Origin of the sequence: Cardinium endosymbiont cBtQ1 of Bemisia tabaci (genome assembly GCF_000689375.1) — a bacterium.
Classification (GTDB): domain Bacteria; phylum Bacteroidota; class Bacteroidia; order Cytophagales; family Amoebophilaceae; genus Cardinium.
Genome location: NZ_CBQZ010000003.1, coordinates 40,372 through 57,661, shown reverse-complemented (window position 1 = coordinate 57,661; position 17,290 = coordinate 40,372). Strand labels below are relative to the sequence as shown.

The following is a 17,290-nucleotide window of genomic DNA, read 5'->3' as shown; positions in this document are numbered from 1 at the left end:
GTTAAATTAAGCTTTTCGTTTAAAATCTTAGTGGATATGTTTTCTATTAACGTCAGTTTTGGATTAGAAATTAAGAAAAGAGTATAAAAAGCTCCTTTGTGTTTTAAATTTGTGGGATTGAAAAATAATCATAAAAACCAAAGGAGCCGGATATGAATGTATCAAAATTAGTTGAAATATATTACGCTGTTGATGAATTTCTTATAAAATTTATGCCTTATATGGAATCACATTTGTTACCTACTTCAGATAGAAAACCTACTAGAACATGTTCACTGATTTTGAGCGAAATAATGACAATATTAATTGCTTTTCATGTAATTGGCTTTAGAAATTTTAAGTTGTATTATATTCATTTACAACAATTTCATTCTAATGACTTTTGCAAGTTAGTAAGCTATAGTAGATTTATATCCCTAGTTCAAAGAACAGTAGTTCCATTTTACTTTTTTTCTCAAAGTCTTTCTAAAACGAGAACAGGCTGTTATTTTATGGATTCAACCGCTATAAAGGTTTGTAATATAAAAAGAGCTTATGCTCATAAAGTATTTAAGACAATTGCTAGTAAAGGTAAAACTACTACTGGTATGGTTTTACGGAATCAAATTAAACTTGATTGTCAATGATTTAGGAGAAATTATGAATTTTTCTCTTACTACAGGTAAGTCCAATGATAGATGGCCAGTAGAAAACTTATGTAAAAATTTGATCGGAAAAGTATTTGCTGATAAAGGCTACTTGAGTAAAGAATTATTTGAAAAACTTATGGGAAAAGGCATAGAACTGATTACTCAAATCAGAAAAAATATGAAAAATGCTTTCATGCCTATCTGGGATAGGCTAATGCTTCGAAAGAGATCTATCATTGAAACCATTATCGATCAGCTTAAAAATATTAGTCAGATAGAACACTCCAGGCATAGAAGTATACCTAATTTTATTGTCAATTTAATAGCTGGTATTACAGCTTATTCACTAAAAGAGAAAAAACCGGCTATAGATAATATATATACAACTGGTTTACAATAAGTCTAATCCGAAACTCACGTTATTAGTTATATAGGTTTTAATTTATGTGATTGTGATGATGTTAAGAATACTTTTCTTGTAATCAGTCTTAGATAGTGTCGTCATGAAATATTTTGTATATTAGGTTTGTAGTTCGTATTATATTTTTAGATTAATAAGATCAATTAACCTGAACTCTGGATTAGATTTTCATATTTGCGTATAAAGAAGCTTCTTTGAGTTTTAAATTTAGGTGATTGAAAATTACCTCTAAAAACTAAAGGAGCCGCTTATGAATGTAGACAAATTAGTAGAAATATATTATATGGTAGATGAGTTTTTAATAAAATTTATGCCTTATATGGAGAAAAAGCTGTTAACAGAGCCCACAAGAAAACCCACTAGAACTTGTTCTCTTAACTTAAGCGAAATAATGACTATACTAATTGCTTTTCATCTAATAGGTTTTAGAAATTTTAAGATGTATTATATTCATTTAGAGCAATTTCACTCAAGTGAGTTTAGAACATTAGTGAGCTATAATAGATTCATATCACTAGTAAAAAGAACGTTAGTTCCTATGTATTTCTTTACGCATAGTCTTTCTAAGACAAGAACAGGTTGTTATTTTATGGATTCAACAGCCATTAAAGTTTGTAAGGTACAAAGGGCTTGTTCTAACAAAGTATTTAAATCAATAGCTACTAAAGGTAAAACAACGACTGGCTGGTTTTTTGGGTTCAAGTTACATTTGATTGTAAATGATTTAGGTGAAATTATGAATTTTACACTTACCCCAGGTAGGGTCAAGGATAGATTCCCTGCAAAAAGTTTATGCAAAAATTTAATCGGTAAAGTATTCTCGGATAAAGGCTATATCAGCAAAGAATTATTTGAAAAACTTATGGAAAAAGGAATAGAGCTCATTACCCATATCAAGAAAAATATGAAAAATGCTTTTATGACATTATGGGATAAATTAATGCTTCGAAAGAGATCCATCATTGAAATCATTATCGATCAGCTTAAAAATATTAGCCAAATAGAACACTCTAGACACAGAAGCATACCTAATTTTATTGTCAATTTAATAGCTGGTATTACTGCTTATGGGCTAAAAGAGAAAAAACCGGCTATAGCTAATATATATACAACTGGTTTACAATAATTCTAATCCAGAGTTCAGGTTAATAATATTCACCTAAAAACTTTTGTTTTACAATAGAGGTTAGCAAAAATAAGAAACATCCTAAAATCCCAATATTACAAAGACATATCAATTAAATATTTTCTTATACAAAAAATACTTCAGGGATGACTAATAAGGCTATCGCAACGGTCTCGATTTGTAATCGTTTGAGGCCATTTGCTTTTAAAAAACCTTTTGTTTACCTTTCATCCATAAGCAGTGGGAACAATCAGCTAATTTAGGTTGTATTATAGCAATCCGCTAAATAGATAAATATATTAAATATGAACTTGTCTATCGTAGCCCCTAGTGGTAGCCTTTTCAATGGAGAAGTGAATAGTGTAAAGCTACCAAGTCCGCTTGGTCCGTTTCAGGTATGTTCTAATCATACCCCTATATTAAGTAGTTTAACAGCAGGGCAAATTACTTATACAACCGGACCTACTACAGCATCGATTTTAGTAAAAAGTGGCTTTACTTCAGTAGCTGATAACCAAGTTATAGTAGTTTGTGAGCCAGTAAAGTAAAAAGTGGACGATTTGGTCAAATATAGCTAACAAATAGGCCTACAATAAGTAGACTATATCTAGTAGCTTTTCTGTTTCTTGAACTCTAAATAGGAAGTTTTCAACTTTTTGGCTCTTTAATCTTAAAAGATCCCCACCTGCTGCTGCTTTGGCTTACTATAAAGTATACTATACTACAATTTTTAAGTAAAGTAGTCTAAAATATTTTTTTGGTTTTGAGTAAACATTAATCTAAAAATGTAATATATTAAACAGTATACTCCTTTTCGTTTATCTGAATAGATAGATAACTAATGAATAATTAGGCTAGCAAAGCCAGTTTGCCGTATTTTTCCAATAATTACAGCCAGTATGCAATAAGCATCATTAATAACAAAAGGACTAAAAATGCTACACCATTGCACTAGTATTATATTATCTGAGGCCAATCAATACATTCAATCTAAAACGAATGTAAAAGGGCCAGTTATATCTTTGGCAATTTTAGCAAATTCTCAAATAGAAAGCAAATCCTTAAAGGGTATTATGATGAGATTGGTGGATATTACGTCCGTAGAATTGTGTAGCAATCCTACCCAATATGTCCCACAAGGAGATGGTTTTATATTACGAAAAACACCAGAAGCATTCAACCTTTATTTTTTATTTTCTGTTGATTATAAACCATCTGAGTTGCTAAAAAATTTAGAATTACTGGCTTATATAGCTGCATTCTTTCAAAATAAGTCCCATTTTGACAGCTGTAATACGCCCATTCTACAAGAAATAGGCGTGGAAAGTTTTTCCGTTGAGTTGGTTAAGATGACTGCATCAGAAAAGGCCATGCTTTGGGAAAGTTTACATGCGCCGTATAGCCCTTCTTTGCTATATAAAGTGGGCCTTATATTTATAGGAGATACTACTATGGGTTTAAAAGTCGTATCCACATTTTCATCACGTGAAAGGTAATAGTTATGGCCTTTGCAACAAAATTATTTCGAATCGCTATTTCAAATAATTATTATAAATCTAATAATGTCCAAAATGATTTTGATATTCAACCAACTTTTTCGACTGCTTCTTGGATGGTACAACGTAGGGTTCGTATGTTAACTCACTCGGATGGCATAGAGCTTATATGGCTTTCACAGGATTATGACCATCCATTGGAATTGTTTAAAAAAAAGGCAGAGGGCATCATTCTTTCTTTTATAATGATCTTAAAAAATAACCAAGCATTGAATCTTTCAGAATTAGACGCAGGTTATCCAACAGGTGAAGTCTATTACTTATCTAATCGATATGCTAATAGTGATTTGCTACATAACAAACCCTTTATCAGTATATCAGACTTGGTAAAGATTCGGGAAGTGGAACATTATCCTACACAACCGGGTTGCAATATTTTTGCAATGATTGATATAGATCTTACCTATTGGATCCCTCTATTATCCAAACAAAAAAAGACTTCTTGTATAGAGCCAATTCTCTATAAAATTAAAATTCAAAATCGCGCCACTTTTTGGCGATACTATTTGGTAGATACTAAAAAGCGACTGAATGGATTATTAACCATTCTATCTGAAGAAGATGGCTCTTACTTTAGTGCTGTAAAAGCTTCTACTGAATTGCCTAATACCTATTATGCAGAATCTAAGATGCCCATGGAGCTTTTTGATCAATACGATCGTTCTTTTTCACTTTGTGAGCTTGATAAAAGCACTGACCAAAATAAAACAATAGTATTAAAAAAATTGCCTTATCCTACCTATGATTCGCTCAAGAAAGATAAGGTCAATAAAAAAAAACTCTATAGTGATATAGTTGTATATGTTTAATTTAACTTTTATTATAATTAATTTAAAAATCAAATAAATAAAATGGCTGAAAATTTAAAAACTCCCGGCGTGTACATCGTCGAGAAGGATACGGGTGCCAACGCTGTGGTTCAAGTATCAACTGCAGTTCCTGCTTTTATAGGTTTTACTGAAAGAGCTGAAATCAACGGAAAATCTTTTCATATGAAACCAGTTCAGATCTCTTCACTTTCTGAATATGAGTTATTTTTTGGAGGGCCAGCTGTTCCTGTTTATACCATTAAGGAAGTTACCAATGGAAATAAAGATTTGGTAATGAATGGAAAATCTTATGCAATGGAACAGAGCCAAAATTCTACATTCTATCTCTATAATAGTTTAAAACTATTTTTTGACAATGGTGGAGCAGACTGCTTCATTGTATCTGTCGGTCAATATGGCGATCCAAATGTCCAGCCAGCCATTACACCGGACCTATTTAAACAAGGTATAGACACATTAGCTGGAGAAGAGGTACCAACTATGTTGTTAATGCCGGATTCACTTTTATTAGATGAAGAAGATGCCTCTTACTATGCGGTGCAGACCTATGCACTGGCCCATTGTGGGAAGTATTTGAATAAAGTGGCATTATTTGATATATGGGGTGGCAACCATGAACTATCTATCGAAGATAAAAACAAATATGTAAATAGATTTCGTGAATACATTGGATTAGATAATTTGAGTTATGGAGCTGCCTATTATCCATGGGTTAGAACAAACATTATCCCATTGAATAGTATTGATTACAAAAATTTTGATCTAGACGCGCTAAAGAATGTGTTGCAATCAGAGCATCAAACCATGCTTTCTAATTTGGTCAGTGCTACAACAGAGAAAGAAAAGATTTACTGGGATGCTGGACTAAAAAATAGCAGTAAAGAATACAAATTACTTCGTAAAACCATTGCAGATCGATTAAATATTCTTCCAGCAGCTCCAGCTATGGCAGGCCTTTATACTAGAACAGATAAGGCAAGGGGTGTATGGATTGCGCCAGCGAATCAAAACTTAAATGCTGTGGTTGAACCAATGGTTAAGATTACCCATGAAGAGCAAGAAGCTCTTAACGTAGATAATATTAGTGGTAAATCCATCAATGCCATCCGTACTTTTAAGGGAGCAGGTGCTGCTGTAGTTTGGGGCGCAAGAACCTTGGCTGGAAACAGTCCAGAATGGAGATATATTAATGTTAGAAGGTTGTTTATACTTATTGAGCAATCTATTAAAAATGCTGCATTTTCTGTTGTTTTTAGGCCAAACGTACCCGTTACTTGGGCTGTTGTACAGGGTATGATTTCTAACTTTTTGACCAATCTTTGGAGGCAAGGTGCTTTAGTGGGTGGAAGTCCTGCAGAGGCATTTACGGTACTTTGTGGATTAGGTGAGACCATGTCGCAGGATGACGTTAATGAAGGCATCATGCGTATTTCGGTAAAAGTATCAGCTCCTAGACCAGCTGAGTTTATTGTGATTACCTTTGAGCAAAAAATGGGTGCAGACGGTTAGCCATGCATATGTGTACAGGGGGGGTAAACTAGTTTTTACCCCCTGTATTAAGACGATTGTTTATAATTCTAAAAAATATTTAAAACTGAAATAACCATGGCTGATAATTTGTTAATACCTGCTATAGTCCATTTTAATTTAGGTTCTTCAAAGGTTAGTATAACCGATTACCACATAGCAGTTGCTTTAGAAAATCGATCTCAATATGTAAGATCCATCAATGGACAAGGCAAGGCAGTCTATGCGATACATAAAGGGGCAGAAATCAATCAAACAGCTGATGTTAAAGTTTCTATTCTCAAAACACCAGATAAAAAGTTTGATGATGATATTAAAAAGATAGAAAAAAACTTAGATGCAACCAAAGAAAATAATCCTGACAAGTATGTAGAAAATATGCTCTTTAGCATTGCAACCAATGATGATAAACCATTTACCCATATGCAATTTCAGGGGTACGTGAGTGACATAAGCAGTGAAGTAGATCCTGAGACGGGATTACAGGAAGTAACAGCAGAACTTTCTATTTATGATCCAGTTAGTTTTGTTATTAAACAATAACTTTCTGGATCCATTATTGAATTTTACAGATATTAAATAGGTTAACTAGAAAGAAACAGAAAGATATTATGCAAAGAGTAACTATTGATTATAAACACTTTAATCAAGCAGGTTTTGATAGTAAAACTTGTAGTGTTTCTGCGGTTGGTATGCCTAATCAAAGAACATCTACTAAAGCTACCGTATATGATACGGCAACCCGTGCACCTCTTTTTCAGAATCAACACAGTGCGCAAGAAGTAGTAACCTTTACCGTAGAGTTTTTACCTTTTATAACTGGTAAACAGTTATTAACTAAAGCATATAGTTTGGTACAAGAGGTGCTTGCAGATAAATATAATGCAGAGCCATTTACACTTTGTGTACATAAAAAAGATGGTTCAATAGATACAAAAACAACTGTAAATGACGTTATTGTACAAAAAGCAGAGTTGTTTTTAAATAGGAAAAACGAGACTACAGGTGAAATGGGCTATATCCGTATACGTTTTACTTTACAAGGCTTGCAGCCAGATAAGAAGTAATTGTATGATGTTTGAATATGAATTCTAATCTTTATGGCGGATTTTAATTTAGTCCACTCACATTCTTTTCAAGTAGAAATATTGGGTGTCACAGATGGTAGTTCCCCAGAGTATTTCTATAAAGTGGAAGGATTAAATAATTTTTTAAATATGGAGGCCTATTTACCTGGGGGGGCTAATAGGCCTTATTACAGATCCAGTGCATGTGAAACCACCGACCTGATCTTGACTAGGCCTTTGGTAGAAGGGAAAACTAAAATGACGGTTTGGTGCGAAGATGCCATTGATAAAGGTCTTTTTAAGCTTACGCAGGCCCATATTTTAGTCTTGAATAAAGAAGCGAAGATTTTGGCGCAATGGAAGCTAGAGGATGTCTATCCAAAAGGAATTGCCATTACGCCATTCCAGTTAAATGCTCAGACAGATCCTGGAATAGGAGAAACCATTACGATTGGCTATTCTAGGCTTGTACGAACAAAGTAATATCTATAATGTCTCGCTGTTTGTATTAAAAATTAATTTTATTGATTATGCCTGTTAAAATTAATGAATTAGTAATCCAGGTTAAAGTTTATGAATCCAATAAGCAAGTAGATTGTGCTAAAAATAGGTCGGATGTGTTTTTATTCAATACTACAGAACAGCAGAAGCTCGCATTGGCAAGAGACTTTTTGAACCTATTAGAGGATCGATCTACAAGGTAAATGATACATCTACTGTTATGAGTAATGTTAGCAAACTAGTTATTAAAGCATGTAATGATAATAAATTTTCTTCTTTTTCAGGTGAATTTATTACATCTATTAATCCAGAAAACTTAACAATTAAAAGTGCTGTATCATACCATGTACCTGAGGGCATGGCTGGTGCTAATTTGCTCAAATATTGTGGGTCGCCTCCAAGATTGCTTTCTTTTAGTCTTTTGTTTGATAATACAGGCATTATACCTGGTAGCAATGCAATTGCAGTTATGGAACAAGTAAAACAGCTACAAGATGTTACCTATAATCCCCATAAAAAGCATAATGCTCCTAATTATATTCGCATAATCTGGGGCCATATTGATTTTAAAGGCAGGTTGGTAGATTTAGATATAGTCTATTCCATGTTTCAAGTAGATGGTACGTTGGTGAGAGCGGAGGCGCGTATAGCTGTATTAGAAGAGATTGTTCCTTTAGGTAAAGGGAAATCTGCTGCTGGTGTAGACACCAACTATGCAAAGCCATCTGGTACCCATGCAACGCTACATCAAACGAAGCCTGGCCAGTCTTTATCTAGTGATACAGCTTTTGCACCGACACCCAATGGTATGAATGGTGCCTACAGTGGTGCGCCAGATGGTGCCTATAGTGGAGGCCCTGATGATGTCTATCATGGCGCTAATAGTTCTAGCCATCAGGTGCACGGTGCCAACGTGGGCCATGCTGGAGGAAAGCCTACTGCTAATCTCGACAAAGATAACGCTGGTCATTATGGTGCTAGTGTAGATATGGATCATTCTACTGGTTCTACACATTCTGCCAGTTATAGTGCTGGATCAGATGTTGACCATACTAGCAATGGCTTTAAAGGCGGCGTTGCAGGTAATGGGCCTGGTGGCAGTGGAGGGGGGATTGGTGGAGGAGGACATAGGCTAGCTATTGATTCAGGTTCATCCGGAGGAGATACTGTTTTGACAGGAATAGACAGGTCCTCCAATCGATCTGCTCCAAGTAGTAAAAGCCATCTGTTAGGTGGTAGTTTAGGTAGATCTTCCAAACATAGTGTGGCTTCTGGGCCAAGTAGCCGTACAGCTAAAGGTAAAAGACGCTTCCCCAAAACAGGTAAAGCACTAGCTAGTGGTGCCGCAGCAGCTGGTAGTGCTGCAGCTGCAGTTGCGGCAAATGCACCAGATAGTTTACGTAAACTAAGTGGACTAAAAGCAAACGTTAATGTTATGAGAAAGAAAATAAGCTTCTTGCGAAGGCTCAAAAATTTTGCTAAAAAAGTAGCACCCAGAGCATATGATGCTGGAAAAAAAATAGTCAAATCAAGCGGATTTTAAAAAAATAAGGCTGTTTTGAATCCCTCTCTTTTCTCGTAATACTTTTTTGAGAAGTGCATCGACGTTCAAGTATATTTCAATCTATTTTTCTATATTTATTACGGTATCATCCTTTAAATAATCCATTCAAATATTTAAATGTAAAAATCCAAAAGTGCTTTTTAAATTGTGGGTAATCTATCTGACCCGAATGGCTCTTATCATATTTAATAAACTTCCATAATTGAATTGATTCCGCAATTGGTGCATCAAAAATATTTTACAATTGAATACATCAATTATATCCCACTAAGGCATGGAATGTGGGACGGATTTGCGCATGATCGATATAAAACTAATGTAGAATATGACCCAAACTTAGCACCACCTAAAGTTTGGACATGGCATCCCATTCACCTCGAGTGGCAAAGTCAAGAAATTGTTTTGTAATAGACTAGTTGGTTATATAAATGCTATAAGCTAGAAGAGACTTATCAGCAATCTCAAAGAGAGGAGGCGCTTATGCCATAGTATAGCCTTTTATGATGTTTATTGATCTATTAATCTATTGATATTTTTAGCTTGTTATAAGCGCTATTTACTAAAATGCCTATGGAAATAAATATTTTAAAGCCCAAATGTTGGGCTATACTTTTTGCCCTTTTCCTGCCTACACCCATTCTTTTAGCCAAGGAGTTATTTCCTGAAAAGGTAATTGAACAGGCTAAAAAATCGGTAGTAACCATTGATGTAAGTGCTTCTTTTGCAGCTTACGAAAAAGGAAATAAGTGGAGTGGAACAGGATGTGTGGTAGATAAGGGACATGGCTATTTGTTAACCAATCAACATGTAATAGGGGCTGCTGTAGTGGGTAATTACAAAGTAACCTTTTTTAATGGCATTCAGCAAGAGGCCCATCTAGTCTATTATGATCCATGGCTGGACTATGGATTTTTACAAGTTGCACCTACAGCTATTCCACAAGAAGTTACCGAAGCTACTTTTAGCCGTCGTAATCCAGTTATGGATCAGCCTATTTTTATCGTTGGCAATAATGCAGGGTATAGCTTTTCTTTACATACAGGCGTTGTAGCAGATTTGTATGAGGTGGAAGGTAACATGCCCCAACACTCTGTTAAGCTTAGTTTAAATACCAAGGGTGGATCAAGTGGTTCTCCTGTTTTTAATAAACATGGACAGGCCATAGCCCTTAATTATGCTGGAAATAATACATTTGCCCTGGCCATCCATCCTGAATACATTCGGTATGCCTTGTCAGCCATCCGGCAGGGTAAATGCCCCATTAGGAAGCAAATAGGGATCATTACCCAATCTACGCCTATTAAAGATTTGGTTCAGTATGATGGGTTGCCCACATCATGCCAACAACAATACATCAAGACATTTCCTAATGGCGCCACCTCTGTGATTGGAGTAGATTATGTGCTAACTGGTAGCCCTGCGGATGGATTGCTATTTCCTGGAGATGTGATTTGGGCCATTAATGGTCAGCAAATAGGACCTAATTTAGTTGCTTTTGATATGGCTATGAATCTCGCTACTACAGATCATGTAGTGTTAACCATTTTTAGAATGGGTCAGTGGCATAATATTAAAATAGGACTTTATGATCTTGAGCGCCATAAGATCAAAAAAATGGTCCATTTTGGCGGAGCTATCTTTTTTGAAATGGATGATTATTCGGCTAAAATAAATGGTATAGCTGCTAAGAACTTAACCTTTGTTAAAGCAGACGCAAATCATATTTTTAATCATGTTGCGCCTAATAGGATTAAAAATGATTTCAGGGTTAAAGTTTTATCTTTTAATGAAAAACCGCTTGCCAGTCTTGAAGCATTAGGGGCAGTGATACCATCTTTAATAGCTAAAAAATACTTTACTATAGCCTATACAGACTTGTCTCCTTTTTATTCATTTGGTGCGCTACATTTAGGTACTAGGCCATCAAGAGACTATGTCGAGTATAGAGCCCATATTCCTCAGCCCAGATGGTTTACTTGGGATGAGACCCATCATCAGTGGATCAGTTCTCCTATAAGTGTAGAATAATTGCTCTTTTAGCTCTTTATAAGCGCTTTTTGCATCATATACCAAGTGGTTAGAGGAATAGGTTCACTGGTATAGCCCTTTATTTGACCCTATTAGCGGGATAGATAGACTTATGGAACTAGATAATATAGACAAACATATTTTAAATATTTTGCAAGTTGATTCAAAAATCACAAATGCTGCCCTTGCACAAAAAATCAATTTATCTCCTGCTGCTACGCTTGAGCGGGTAAAAAAGTTGGAGCAGTATGAAATTATTACCCATTATGCTGCACAAATCGACTATCCAAAATTAGGTTTTGGGCTACATCTAATGGTTGCTATTCGTCTTCAAAAGATCACAGTCGACCACATCAAATTGTTTAAACTTACAATTAATAAAATACCATCCATTGTAACTTGCTATCAAGTAATAGGTGACTTTGATTTTATTTTAATGGCTTACGTTAAAGATCTATCTAGTTATCAAACAATGGTTATAGAAAAACTTCATATGTTGCCCATGGTAGACCATGTCAAAACTTTGCCAGTCAGCCAACTATTTAAAAATAAACCATTATCTATAGAATAGAAGGCTGATTAGAAAGTAAAATTTTATTGCATATATTTTCCATTTCTGGCACTATAGCCATAGATAAAATCTTATTAACCTGCGTCGTTCTGGATTAGATTGTTTGTTTATTTAATAAGCATTTTGTTTGCTTTTATCAGCTTATTATATATAATAAGCTGATAAGTAGCTAGCCAGCTATATGAATAAAAGTGTAAACCTTTTTCCCTTCTTTAACATACTTGTTGTGCCGCATTACCGCATGCCTAGTAGCTAAAATTTCATAATCTTGAATTTCATTGTTTTGTTTTTTCTTTTTTAAGGCTTCTTGTAGTGATTTGCTTATATCTAATTTGCCTTCTATTCCTTTAGCAATAATCAATATGATTTCTTTGATATCCCCTTCTATAGGATCTATAGCCCACCATTCATCCAAAAATTCCTTTGGTATACCACCTTCTTCATCATCATGATTACCCCTATACTTCATACCATATTTTATCGTTTTAGGAAATTTTTCCGATGTCACACGGCCATAAAAGTTAGGGGTTAATACCCAGTTAAACGCTTTTTCATCATCGACTGCATCGTCGACTTTATCGACGTGAACCATATTATTACTAGATTTAAAACCAGCATCATCGGGATGAATAGGTTGTTGACCACGTGCAATATGGAAGCGCAGCCTTCCTAAGTCTAATTTGGTAATCAGACACTTATCTTCAGGCAAATCTTCCTCTGGCTCATTTAACTCAGACCATCTAGGATGATAAACTTCCACTTCTTGTTTTTCAGCCGGACAAGAGGATGCGCCCAAGAAGGACACTGGAATGATAAGAACTGAAACCTTGAGAAGGAATAATAACAAGCTTATAAAACAACGCATAAAAAATTGGAGTTAACTCACCCTGCATTGCAAATACAGGGCTTAAGATTACGGCATGAATGCCTTAGCCACAGCTAGTTTTCGACTTGAAAGTCTCCAAGTTGATCTTCTATTTATCCATGTCTATCAACATAATCCTTGATCAGTTGATCTGTAAAAGTACTAGAATTTTTTACAAACAGATTACTTTTTTATAAAATTGAACCTTTAATTGCCAAATATGTTGAAACGACGCACTGCAAGTGCGGGGTTTTTCTCCCAAAGTGAGACAATAAAAAAGGTAAAAAGAAGGTTAAACCGATCACCTTGGGCAATTTAGAAAAAATAAGTCGAATACAAAAATGATTGGAGCACACCCCCTAGCTTACCGACCAGATGCATAGAAGTGGCTGTATATCGAAAAATTGACTGATTTAAGATCATAACAGACAAAAATCCAACTCAATATAGGCAAAATAGCTGGTTTTTTCAGAAAAAAGACGTAACATTGTGTGGTATTATGGATTTTATCGCTAAGACCTACCTGTAGCGGTAAATTTCATAAAAGGGCCCATAGCTCAGTCGGTTAGAGCATCTGACTCATAATCAGCAGGTCCCAGGTTCAAGTCCTGGTGGGCCCACATCATTTATCTTTCTTATTGCAATGATACTTAGCCTTAACCCATCAGTTGCCTGGTTTGTCCATACAGTCAATCCTTAATAGTAGCCATCCCCTTCTACTGTGTTTCCCGATATATATACCTATGCGCCAATTGCCATTTATGACAGTGGTGTAGGTGGTTTAACCATTGCTAAGGCAATCAAAGAAATTTTACCACAGGAATCCATTCATTATATCGCAGATACTAAAAATCTACCTTATGGTGACAAAACATCGGTAGCATTATGTGGCTATATTGCACAAGTAGTAAATTTTTGTCTAAGTAAACGGTATAAACTACTGGTCATTGCGTGTAATACAGCCACTGCTGCCGCAGATTATTTTATGGCCAATTATCTTAAAACAATAGGACATAAAATGGGTATCATCAATGTAGTTGATCCAGTAGTCAGATACATCGATGGAATAAATCGCTATAACCAGGTAGGTCTTATAGGTACAAAATATACTGTATCATATGGCATCTATGCAAAACGATTTCGAGCCACTGGTATAACGGTTACTTCTCTGGCCACGCCGCTACTGGTGCCTATGGTAGAGGCCTCTTTCAATGGCAAATCAGTAGATCATCTTTTATTAGATGGTTATTTAAATCAAATCGTTTCCCCAAACTTAGATGCACTGATTCCAGCTTGTACACATTATATATTTTTAGAACAAGCCTTAAATTTTTTTTTAAAGAAACACTTTTCAAAAGAGATTGAACTGATCGATCCAGCAAAACTTACTGCATTAGCGGTCCAGCAACTTTTAAGTGTACATCATCTTTTAAATAAAACAAAAAAAAGATTGCCTGACTGTTTTATGGCAACCGCGTTAATCCCATCTTTTAAAAATGCTATTGATAAATTATTTGGACAAAAACCTATGGCCATCAATCTATCGGACTATACACCATTCATAGACCTTACATCACTCTATTGATGGTGTCATATGTTTGTAATTGAATTGGATTTAAATTATATTAAAATTCAGTAACCTATCTGTATTGGTCTAATAATGGTAACTAAATCAAACAAATGATGGCTTCCACTTAAAAAATATGTTTTTATTTAAAATTTCTATCTGCATAACTTTTTTACTATTTACGGTCAGTTGCGATTCTAATAGACTCCCTCAAAATGGTAGTACAAATTCCCACCAAGATCATACCAGGCCATTAATAGTTTTGTTTCATGGGTTAGGTGCGGATGCTTCCTCTTTTAGTATGCTTAAAAAACAGCTTGAGCAAACTTTTCCTAGTGCTTCTGTAGTTGCGTTGACTAGTATACCGAAAGAGAAAACTGCCCTATATTCCATAAAAGAGCAAGGTAATAAGTGCTTCACAGATCTTTCAGATAGCATAAACCTACAGAGGCCTACACTACTAATAGGTCATAGCCAAGGTGGTCTTCGTGCGTATAATATGTTTGATCAGTACAAAGATAAGTTAAATGTAAAAGGGATTATTACACTAGCTACGCCATGGGAAGGAGCGCCTATCCTTGACACAATTGACAGACTTAACCAACTTGACAGAATTACCAAAGTTAAAAACGAGGCATTGTATTTAGAATACTTTACACTGCCTGTTTTGAATGATATGTGCACACTATCCTATAGCATGGGTCAGCCTACCAACTGGATTGAACAAGAGCTTGTGTGCAGGCTAGAAAATTTGGTAGTTTCAGAGGTAATTGCTGGATGCTACGATTTAAAACCAGGAAGTATATTTTTAAACTCGATTCAGGATACACTTTCTGAAGAAGAAGTGCCTATACTAGCTATAGGAGGAGGTCTAAGTGACTTTAAAATTTTTCTACCTAAAGAAAGTAGCTATGAAAGTAGCTATGATTTTAAACACCTCAACAGCGCATGGACTAAAATTATAGTTGGCGAAACAGATCTTGGCGAAACAGATCTTGATGTTAAAGACAAACATGATATGATTGTGCCGCTCTATAGTCAGCTTGCATGGCATATTACAAACAAAGGAAATTTTAAAAGAAAGATTATTGAAGATGCCCTTCATAGTAAAATTTTAAACGAATCCCCTATTGAAGAGACTAAAAGTATATTATGTCATCCTACTATGGTAAAAGAGGTAATCCAGTTTGCGAAAGATATCTTCTACAGTGATTCTATCACATCTGAATGTCAAGCCCCCGAATACAGCTGATCCAATCAAGCACCCACGACACGATAAAAGTGCATACAAAAAAAGTAGCTTTTATTGGCCAAAGTGCAACGCTAAAGCTAAAGTTCAGCCCAAGCTTTGCGTACGAATTGCGCGAGAGAACGAATATGTCCCTTGCTAAAATCAAAACCAACACCCGCTGTTTGGTAGACCCTAGGGATCGATGTGGTATAGCCTAATTTTAATGCATTTAGGTAACCATTCAATGTTTGTTTAGGGTTTGTTTGCGCATGCTTCCATACTCCTATTGCGCCAAGCTGTGCGATAGCATATTCAATGTAATAGAAGGGCACTTCAAAAAGATGCAATTGTTTTTGCCATAAATGGCTTTTCACTACCTCATAACCTGTCCAATCCGTTACACTATCTGAAAAACTACTAAAAATACGATTCCAATTTTCTGCTCTTTCTGATAAAGTATGATCAGGATGCGTATAGACCCAATGCTGAAAAGCATCAATGGCAGCTATCCAAGGCAAACAACTGATCACATGGATCAAATGATCTTTTTTAGCACGATTAAGCTCCTCTTGTTTGGTAAAGAAAACATCCCAGTAGGGCATAGTGAGTAACTCCATAGACATAGAGGCCAATTCTGCAATTTCTGATGGACAATGCTTAAAAGCATTTAGGGACAAGTTATGCACTAAAAAAGAATGAATCGCATGGCCTCCTTCATGGAACATAGTTCGTACATCATCTACAGTAGAAGCTGCATTCATAAAAATAAAAGGTACACCGGTCTCATCCAATGGATAATTATATCCACCAGGCGCTTTTCCCTTACGGGAGGCCAAGTCCAAATGGCCCATTTGTTGCATGGTACGCAAACAATCTCCTAAAAAAGGATCCAACTGCTCAAATACCACAATGGTTTTAGCAACCAGTTCTTTGGCATCTGCAAAAGGACGCAATGGCTTTCTCCCCTTTATATCTACTGCATGATCAAATGGCTGGAGTATGGCCAATCCCAGCTCTGCTTTGCGCGCTTTTGCCCATTCATTGAGCAGTGGGACTATTTCTTCTTGGATCGCTGTATGCAAGGTCAAACAATCTGCTGGGGTGTAATCAAATCGATCCATAGATACGAAGGCGTAGTCTCTAAAATTCTTAAAGCCAGCATTTAAGGCCAATTGATGGCGTTGCTGAATCAACTTTGAGTAGAGTGCATTAAGTGCATCTTTATCTTGCAACCTGCGTTGTTGTATCTTATCATATACCTCACATCGAAAGATCCGGTCAGTAGATTCTAAATGGGGTGCAGCTTGTTGCAAAGTGCATTCTTTGCCAGCTATTTCTACTACCATCGCACCTGCTATCACACCAAATTGATTTGTATTTAACTGAATTTCAGTTTGAATAGGTATGTTCTCTTGTCTGTAGCAACGCAATTGATTTTCAATCTTTCGAAAAAAAATATCATATTGCGTTTCTTTACGTAGTATATGGGCTGCTTTTGCAGCTAAAACTTTTTGATGCAATTCATCTGTAACAGCAGCTAGATGAGGGGCTATGGCTGTAATATAATATTCATAACGATCTTTAGCCACTGCATCAGTCGTATCGCAAGAGGTACGAATGTAACGCCAACCTGCATCCTCTTCTAGCGCCCCTTCTAGCTCACTCCAATCAGCTAAAAATTGTCTTAGACCATCCAATGAAGAGAGGTCTCTAGCCAGTAAGTGGCTGTAGAAGGGCTCAATGGATGCCCAATCTGTAATGACGTAATCTGTTGGCAAAAAAGTACGAATGTATTTCTGCATGGAAT

The 17,290-nt window shown here is 35.7% G+C and carries 16 protein-coding genes, 1 tRNA gene and 1 pseudogene; 16 read left to right on the top strand and 2 right to left on the bottom strand.

What is annotated here, in order from left to right:
- Positions 1-152 precede the first annotated feature (152 nt).
- From CHV_RS05335 to CHV_RS03370, 13 genes and pseudogenes are all read left to right on the top strand, one after another.
- Positions 153-1,029 (top strand): annotated as a pseudogene (locus CHV_RS05335) (IS982-like element ISCca4 family transposase).
- Positions 1,030-1,300: 271 nt separating this feature from the next.
- On the top strand, positions 1,301-2,176 hold the full coding sequence (locus CHV_RS03420; RefSeq protein WP_034576736.1) for an IS982-like element ISCca1 family transposase: 876 nt from the start codon (positions 1,301-1,303) through the stop codon (positions 2,174-2,176).
- A 305-nt stretch (positions 2,177-2,481) separates the two neighbouring features.
- Positions 2,482-2,724 (top strand): F0F1 ATP synthase subunit delta/epsilon, encoded by a 243-nt coding sequence (locus tag CHV_RS03415; protein WP_034577371.1) that lies wholly within the window; start codon positions 2,482-2,484, stop codon positions 2,722-2,724.
- Between the two features lie 387 nt (positions 2,725-3,111).
- The gene (locus CHV_RS03410; protein ID WP_034577369.1) at positions 3,112-3,672 is read left to right on the top strand and encodes a Pvc16 family protein; all 561 of its coding nucleotides are present in this window, start codon (positions 3,112-3,114) and stop codon (positions 3,670-3,672) included.
- Between the two features lie 5 nt (positions 3,673-3,677).
- On the top strand, positions 3,678-4,541 hold the full coding sequence (locus tag CHV_RS03405) for a hypothetical protein (protein ID WP_034577367.1): 864 nt from the start codon (positions 3,678-3,680) through the stop codon (positions 4,539-4,541).
- A 69-nt stretch (positions 4,542-4,610) separates the two neighbouring features.
- Positions 4,611-6,071, top strand: a complete 1,461-nt coding sequence (locus CHV_RS03400; RefSeq protein ID WP_223245680.1) for a phage tail sheath family protein — start codon at positions 4,611-4,613, stop codon at positions 6,069-6,071.
- Positions 6,072-6,167: 96 nt separating this feature from the next.
- Positions 6,168-6,632: a hypothetical protein gene (locus CHV_RS03395; RefSeq protein ID WP_034577363.1), complete on the top strand. Its 465-nt coding sequence runs from the start codon at positions 6,168-6,170 to the stop codon at positions 6,630-6,632.
- Positions 6,633-6,700: 68 nt separating this feature from the next.
- Entirely contained in the window at positions 6,701-7,156 is a 456-nt protein-coding gene (locus tag CHV_RS03390; RefSeq protein WP_034577362.1) for a hypothetical protein, read from the top strand.
- Positions 7,157-7,189: 33 nt separating this feature from the next.
- Positions 7,190-7,639, top strand: a complete 450-nt coding sequence (locus CHV_RS03385; protein WP_034577361.1) for a phage tail protein — start codon at positions 7,190-7,192, stop codon at positions 7,637-7,639.
- Positions 7,640-7,686: 47 nt separating this feature from the next.
- Positions 7,687-7,860 carry a hypothetical protein gene (locus CHV_RS05610; protein WP_156933596.1) on the top strand — a complete coding sequence of 58 codons (174 nt, stop codon included), beginning with the start codon at positions 7,687-7,689 and terminating at the stop codon, positions 7,858-7,860.
- Between the two features lie 17 nt (positions 7,861-7,877).
- On the top strand, positions 7,878-9,200 hold the full coding sequence (locus tag CHV_RS03380) for a CIS tube protein (RefSeq protein WP_034577360.1): 1,323 nt from the start codon (positions 7,878-7,880) through the stop codon (positions 9,198-9,200).
- A 591-nt stretch (positions 9,201-9,791) separates the two neighbouring features.
- Positions 9,792-11,249: a S1C family serine protease gene (locus CHV_RS03375; RefSeq protein ID WP_165393844.1), complete on the top strand. Its 1,458-nt coding sequence runs from the start codon at positions 9,792-9,794 to the stop codon at positions 11,247-11,249.
- Between the two features lie 112 nt (positions 11,250-11,361).
- Positions 11,362-11,820 (top strand): Lrp/AsnC family transcriptional regulator, encoded by a 459-nt coding sequence (locus CHV_RS03370; RefSeq protein ID WP_051602213.1) that lies wholly within the window; start codon positions 11,362-11,364, stop codon positions 11,818-11,820.
- A 169-nt stretch (positions 11,821-11,989) separates the two neighbouring features.
- Here the strand turns inward: CHV_RS03370 and CHV_RS03365 are convergent, their stop codons facing one another.
- Entirely contained in the window at positions 11,990-12,685 is a 696-nt protein-coding gene (locus tag CHV_RS03365; protein ID WP_130721374.1) for a hypothetical protein, read from the bottom strand.
- 546 nt (positions 12,686-13,231) lie between these two features.
- Between CHV_RS03365 and CHV_RS03360 the strand changes: the two genes are divergently transcribed.
- The 3 genes from CHV_RS03360 to CHV_RS03350 all read left to right on the top strand — a co-directional run bounded on the left by CHV_RS03360 (position 13,232) and on the right by CHV_RS03350 (position 15,504).
- Positions 13,232-13,305 (top strand) — tRNA-Ile (locus tag CHV_RS03360).
- Between the two features lie 101 nt (positions 13,306-13,406).
- The gene (gene murI, locus CHV_RS03355; protein ID WP_051602212.1) at positions 13,407-14,270 is read left to right on the top strand and encodes a glutamate racemase; all 864 of its coding nucleotides are present in this window, start codon (positions 13,407-13,409) and stop codon (positions 14,268-14,270) included.
- A 118-nt stretch (positions 14,271-14,388) separates the two neighbouring features.
- Complete coding sequence (locus CHV_RS03350; RefSeq protein ID WP_034577353.1) at positions 14,389-15,504, top strand: esterase/lipase family protein; 1,116 nt, start codon at positions 14,389-14,391, stop codon at positions 15,502-15,504.
- Positions 15,505-15,581: 77 nt separating this feature from the next.
- Here CHV_RS03350 and CHV_RS03345 read toward each other — a convergent pair whose 3' ends face one another.
- The gene (locus CHV_RS03345; protein ID WP_034577351.1) at positions 15,582-17,285 is read right to left on the bottom strand and encodes a M3 family oligoendopeptidase; all 1,704 of its coding nucleotides are present in this window, start codon (positions 17,283-17,285) and stop codon (positions 15,582-15,584) included.
- Positions 17,286-17,290: the final 5 nt, after the last annotated feature.

Coding starts and splice junctions, on each gene's coding strand:
- CHV_RS03420 (WP_034576736.1), top strand. CDS start 1,301: ATGAATGTAGACAAATTAGTAGAAATATATTATATGGTAGATGAGTTT.
- CHV_RS03415 (WP_034577371.1), top strand. CDS start 2,482: ATGAACTTGTCTATCGTAGCCCCTAGTGGTAGCCTTTTCAATGGAGAA.
- CHV_RS03410 (WP_034577369.1), top strand. CDS start 3,112: ATGCTACACCATTGCACTAGTATTATATTATCTGAGGCCAATCAATAC.
- CHV_RS03405 (WP_034577367.1), top strand. CDS start 3,678: ATGGCCTTTGCAACAAAATTATTTCGAATCGCTATTTCAAATAATTAT.
- CHV_RS03395 (WP_034577363.1), top strand. CDS start 6,168: ATGGCTGATAATTTGTTAATACCTGCTATAGTCCATTTTAATTTAGGT.
- CHV_RS03390 (WP_034577362.1), top strand. CDS start 6,701: ATGCAAAGAGTAACTATTGATTATAAACACTTTAATCAAGCAGGTTTT.
- CHV_RS03385 (WP_034577361.1), top strand. CDS start 7,190: ATGGCGGATTTTAATTTAGTCCACTCACATTCTTTTCAAGTAGAAATA.
- CHV_RS05610 (WP_156933596.1), top strand. CDS start 7,687: ATGCCTGTTAAAATTAATGAATTAGTAATCCAGGTTAAAGTTTATGAA.
- CHV_RS03380 (WP_034577360.1), top strand. CDS start 7,878: ATGAGTAATGTTAGCAAACTAGTTATTAAAGCATGTAATGATAATAAA.
- CHV_RS03375 (WP_165393844.1), top strand. CDS start 9,792: ATGGAAATAAATATTTTAAAGCCCAAATGTTGGGCTATACTTTTTGCC.
- CHV_RS03370 (WP_051602213.1), top strand. CDS start 11,362: ATGGAACTAGATAATATAGACAAACATATTTTAAATATTTTGCAAGTT.
- CHV_RS03365 (WP_130721374.1), bottom strand. CDS start 12,685: ATGCGTTGTTTTATAAGCTTGTTATTATTCCTTCTCAAGGTTTCAGTT.
- CHV_RS03350 (WP_034577353.1), top strand. CDS start 14,389: ATGTTTTTATTTAAAATTTCTATCTGCATAACTTTTTTACTATTTACG.
- CHV_RS03345 (WP_034577351.1), bottom strand. CDS start 17,285: ATGCAGAAATACATTCGTACTTTTTTGCCAACAGATTACGTCATTACA.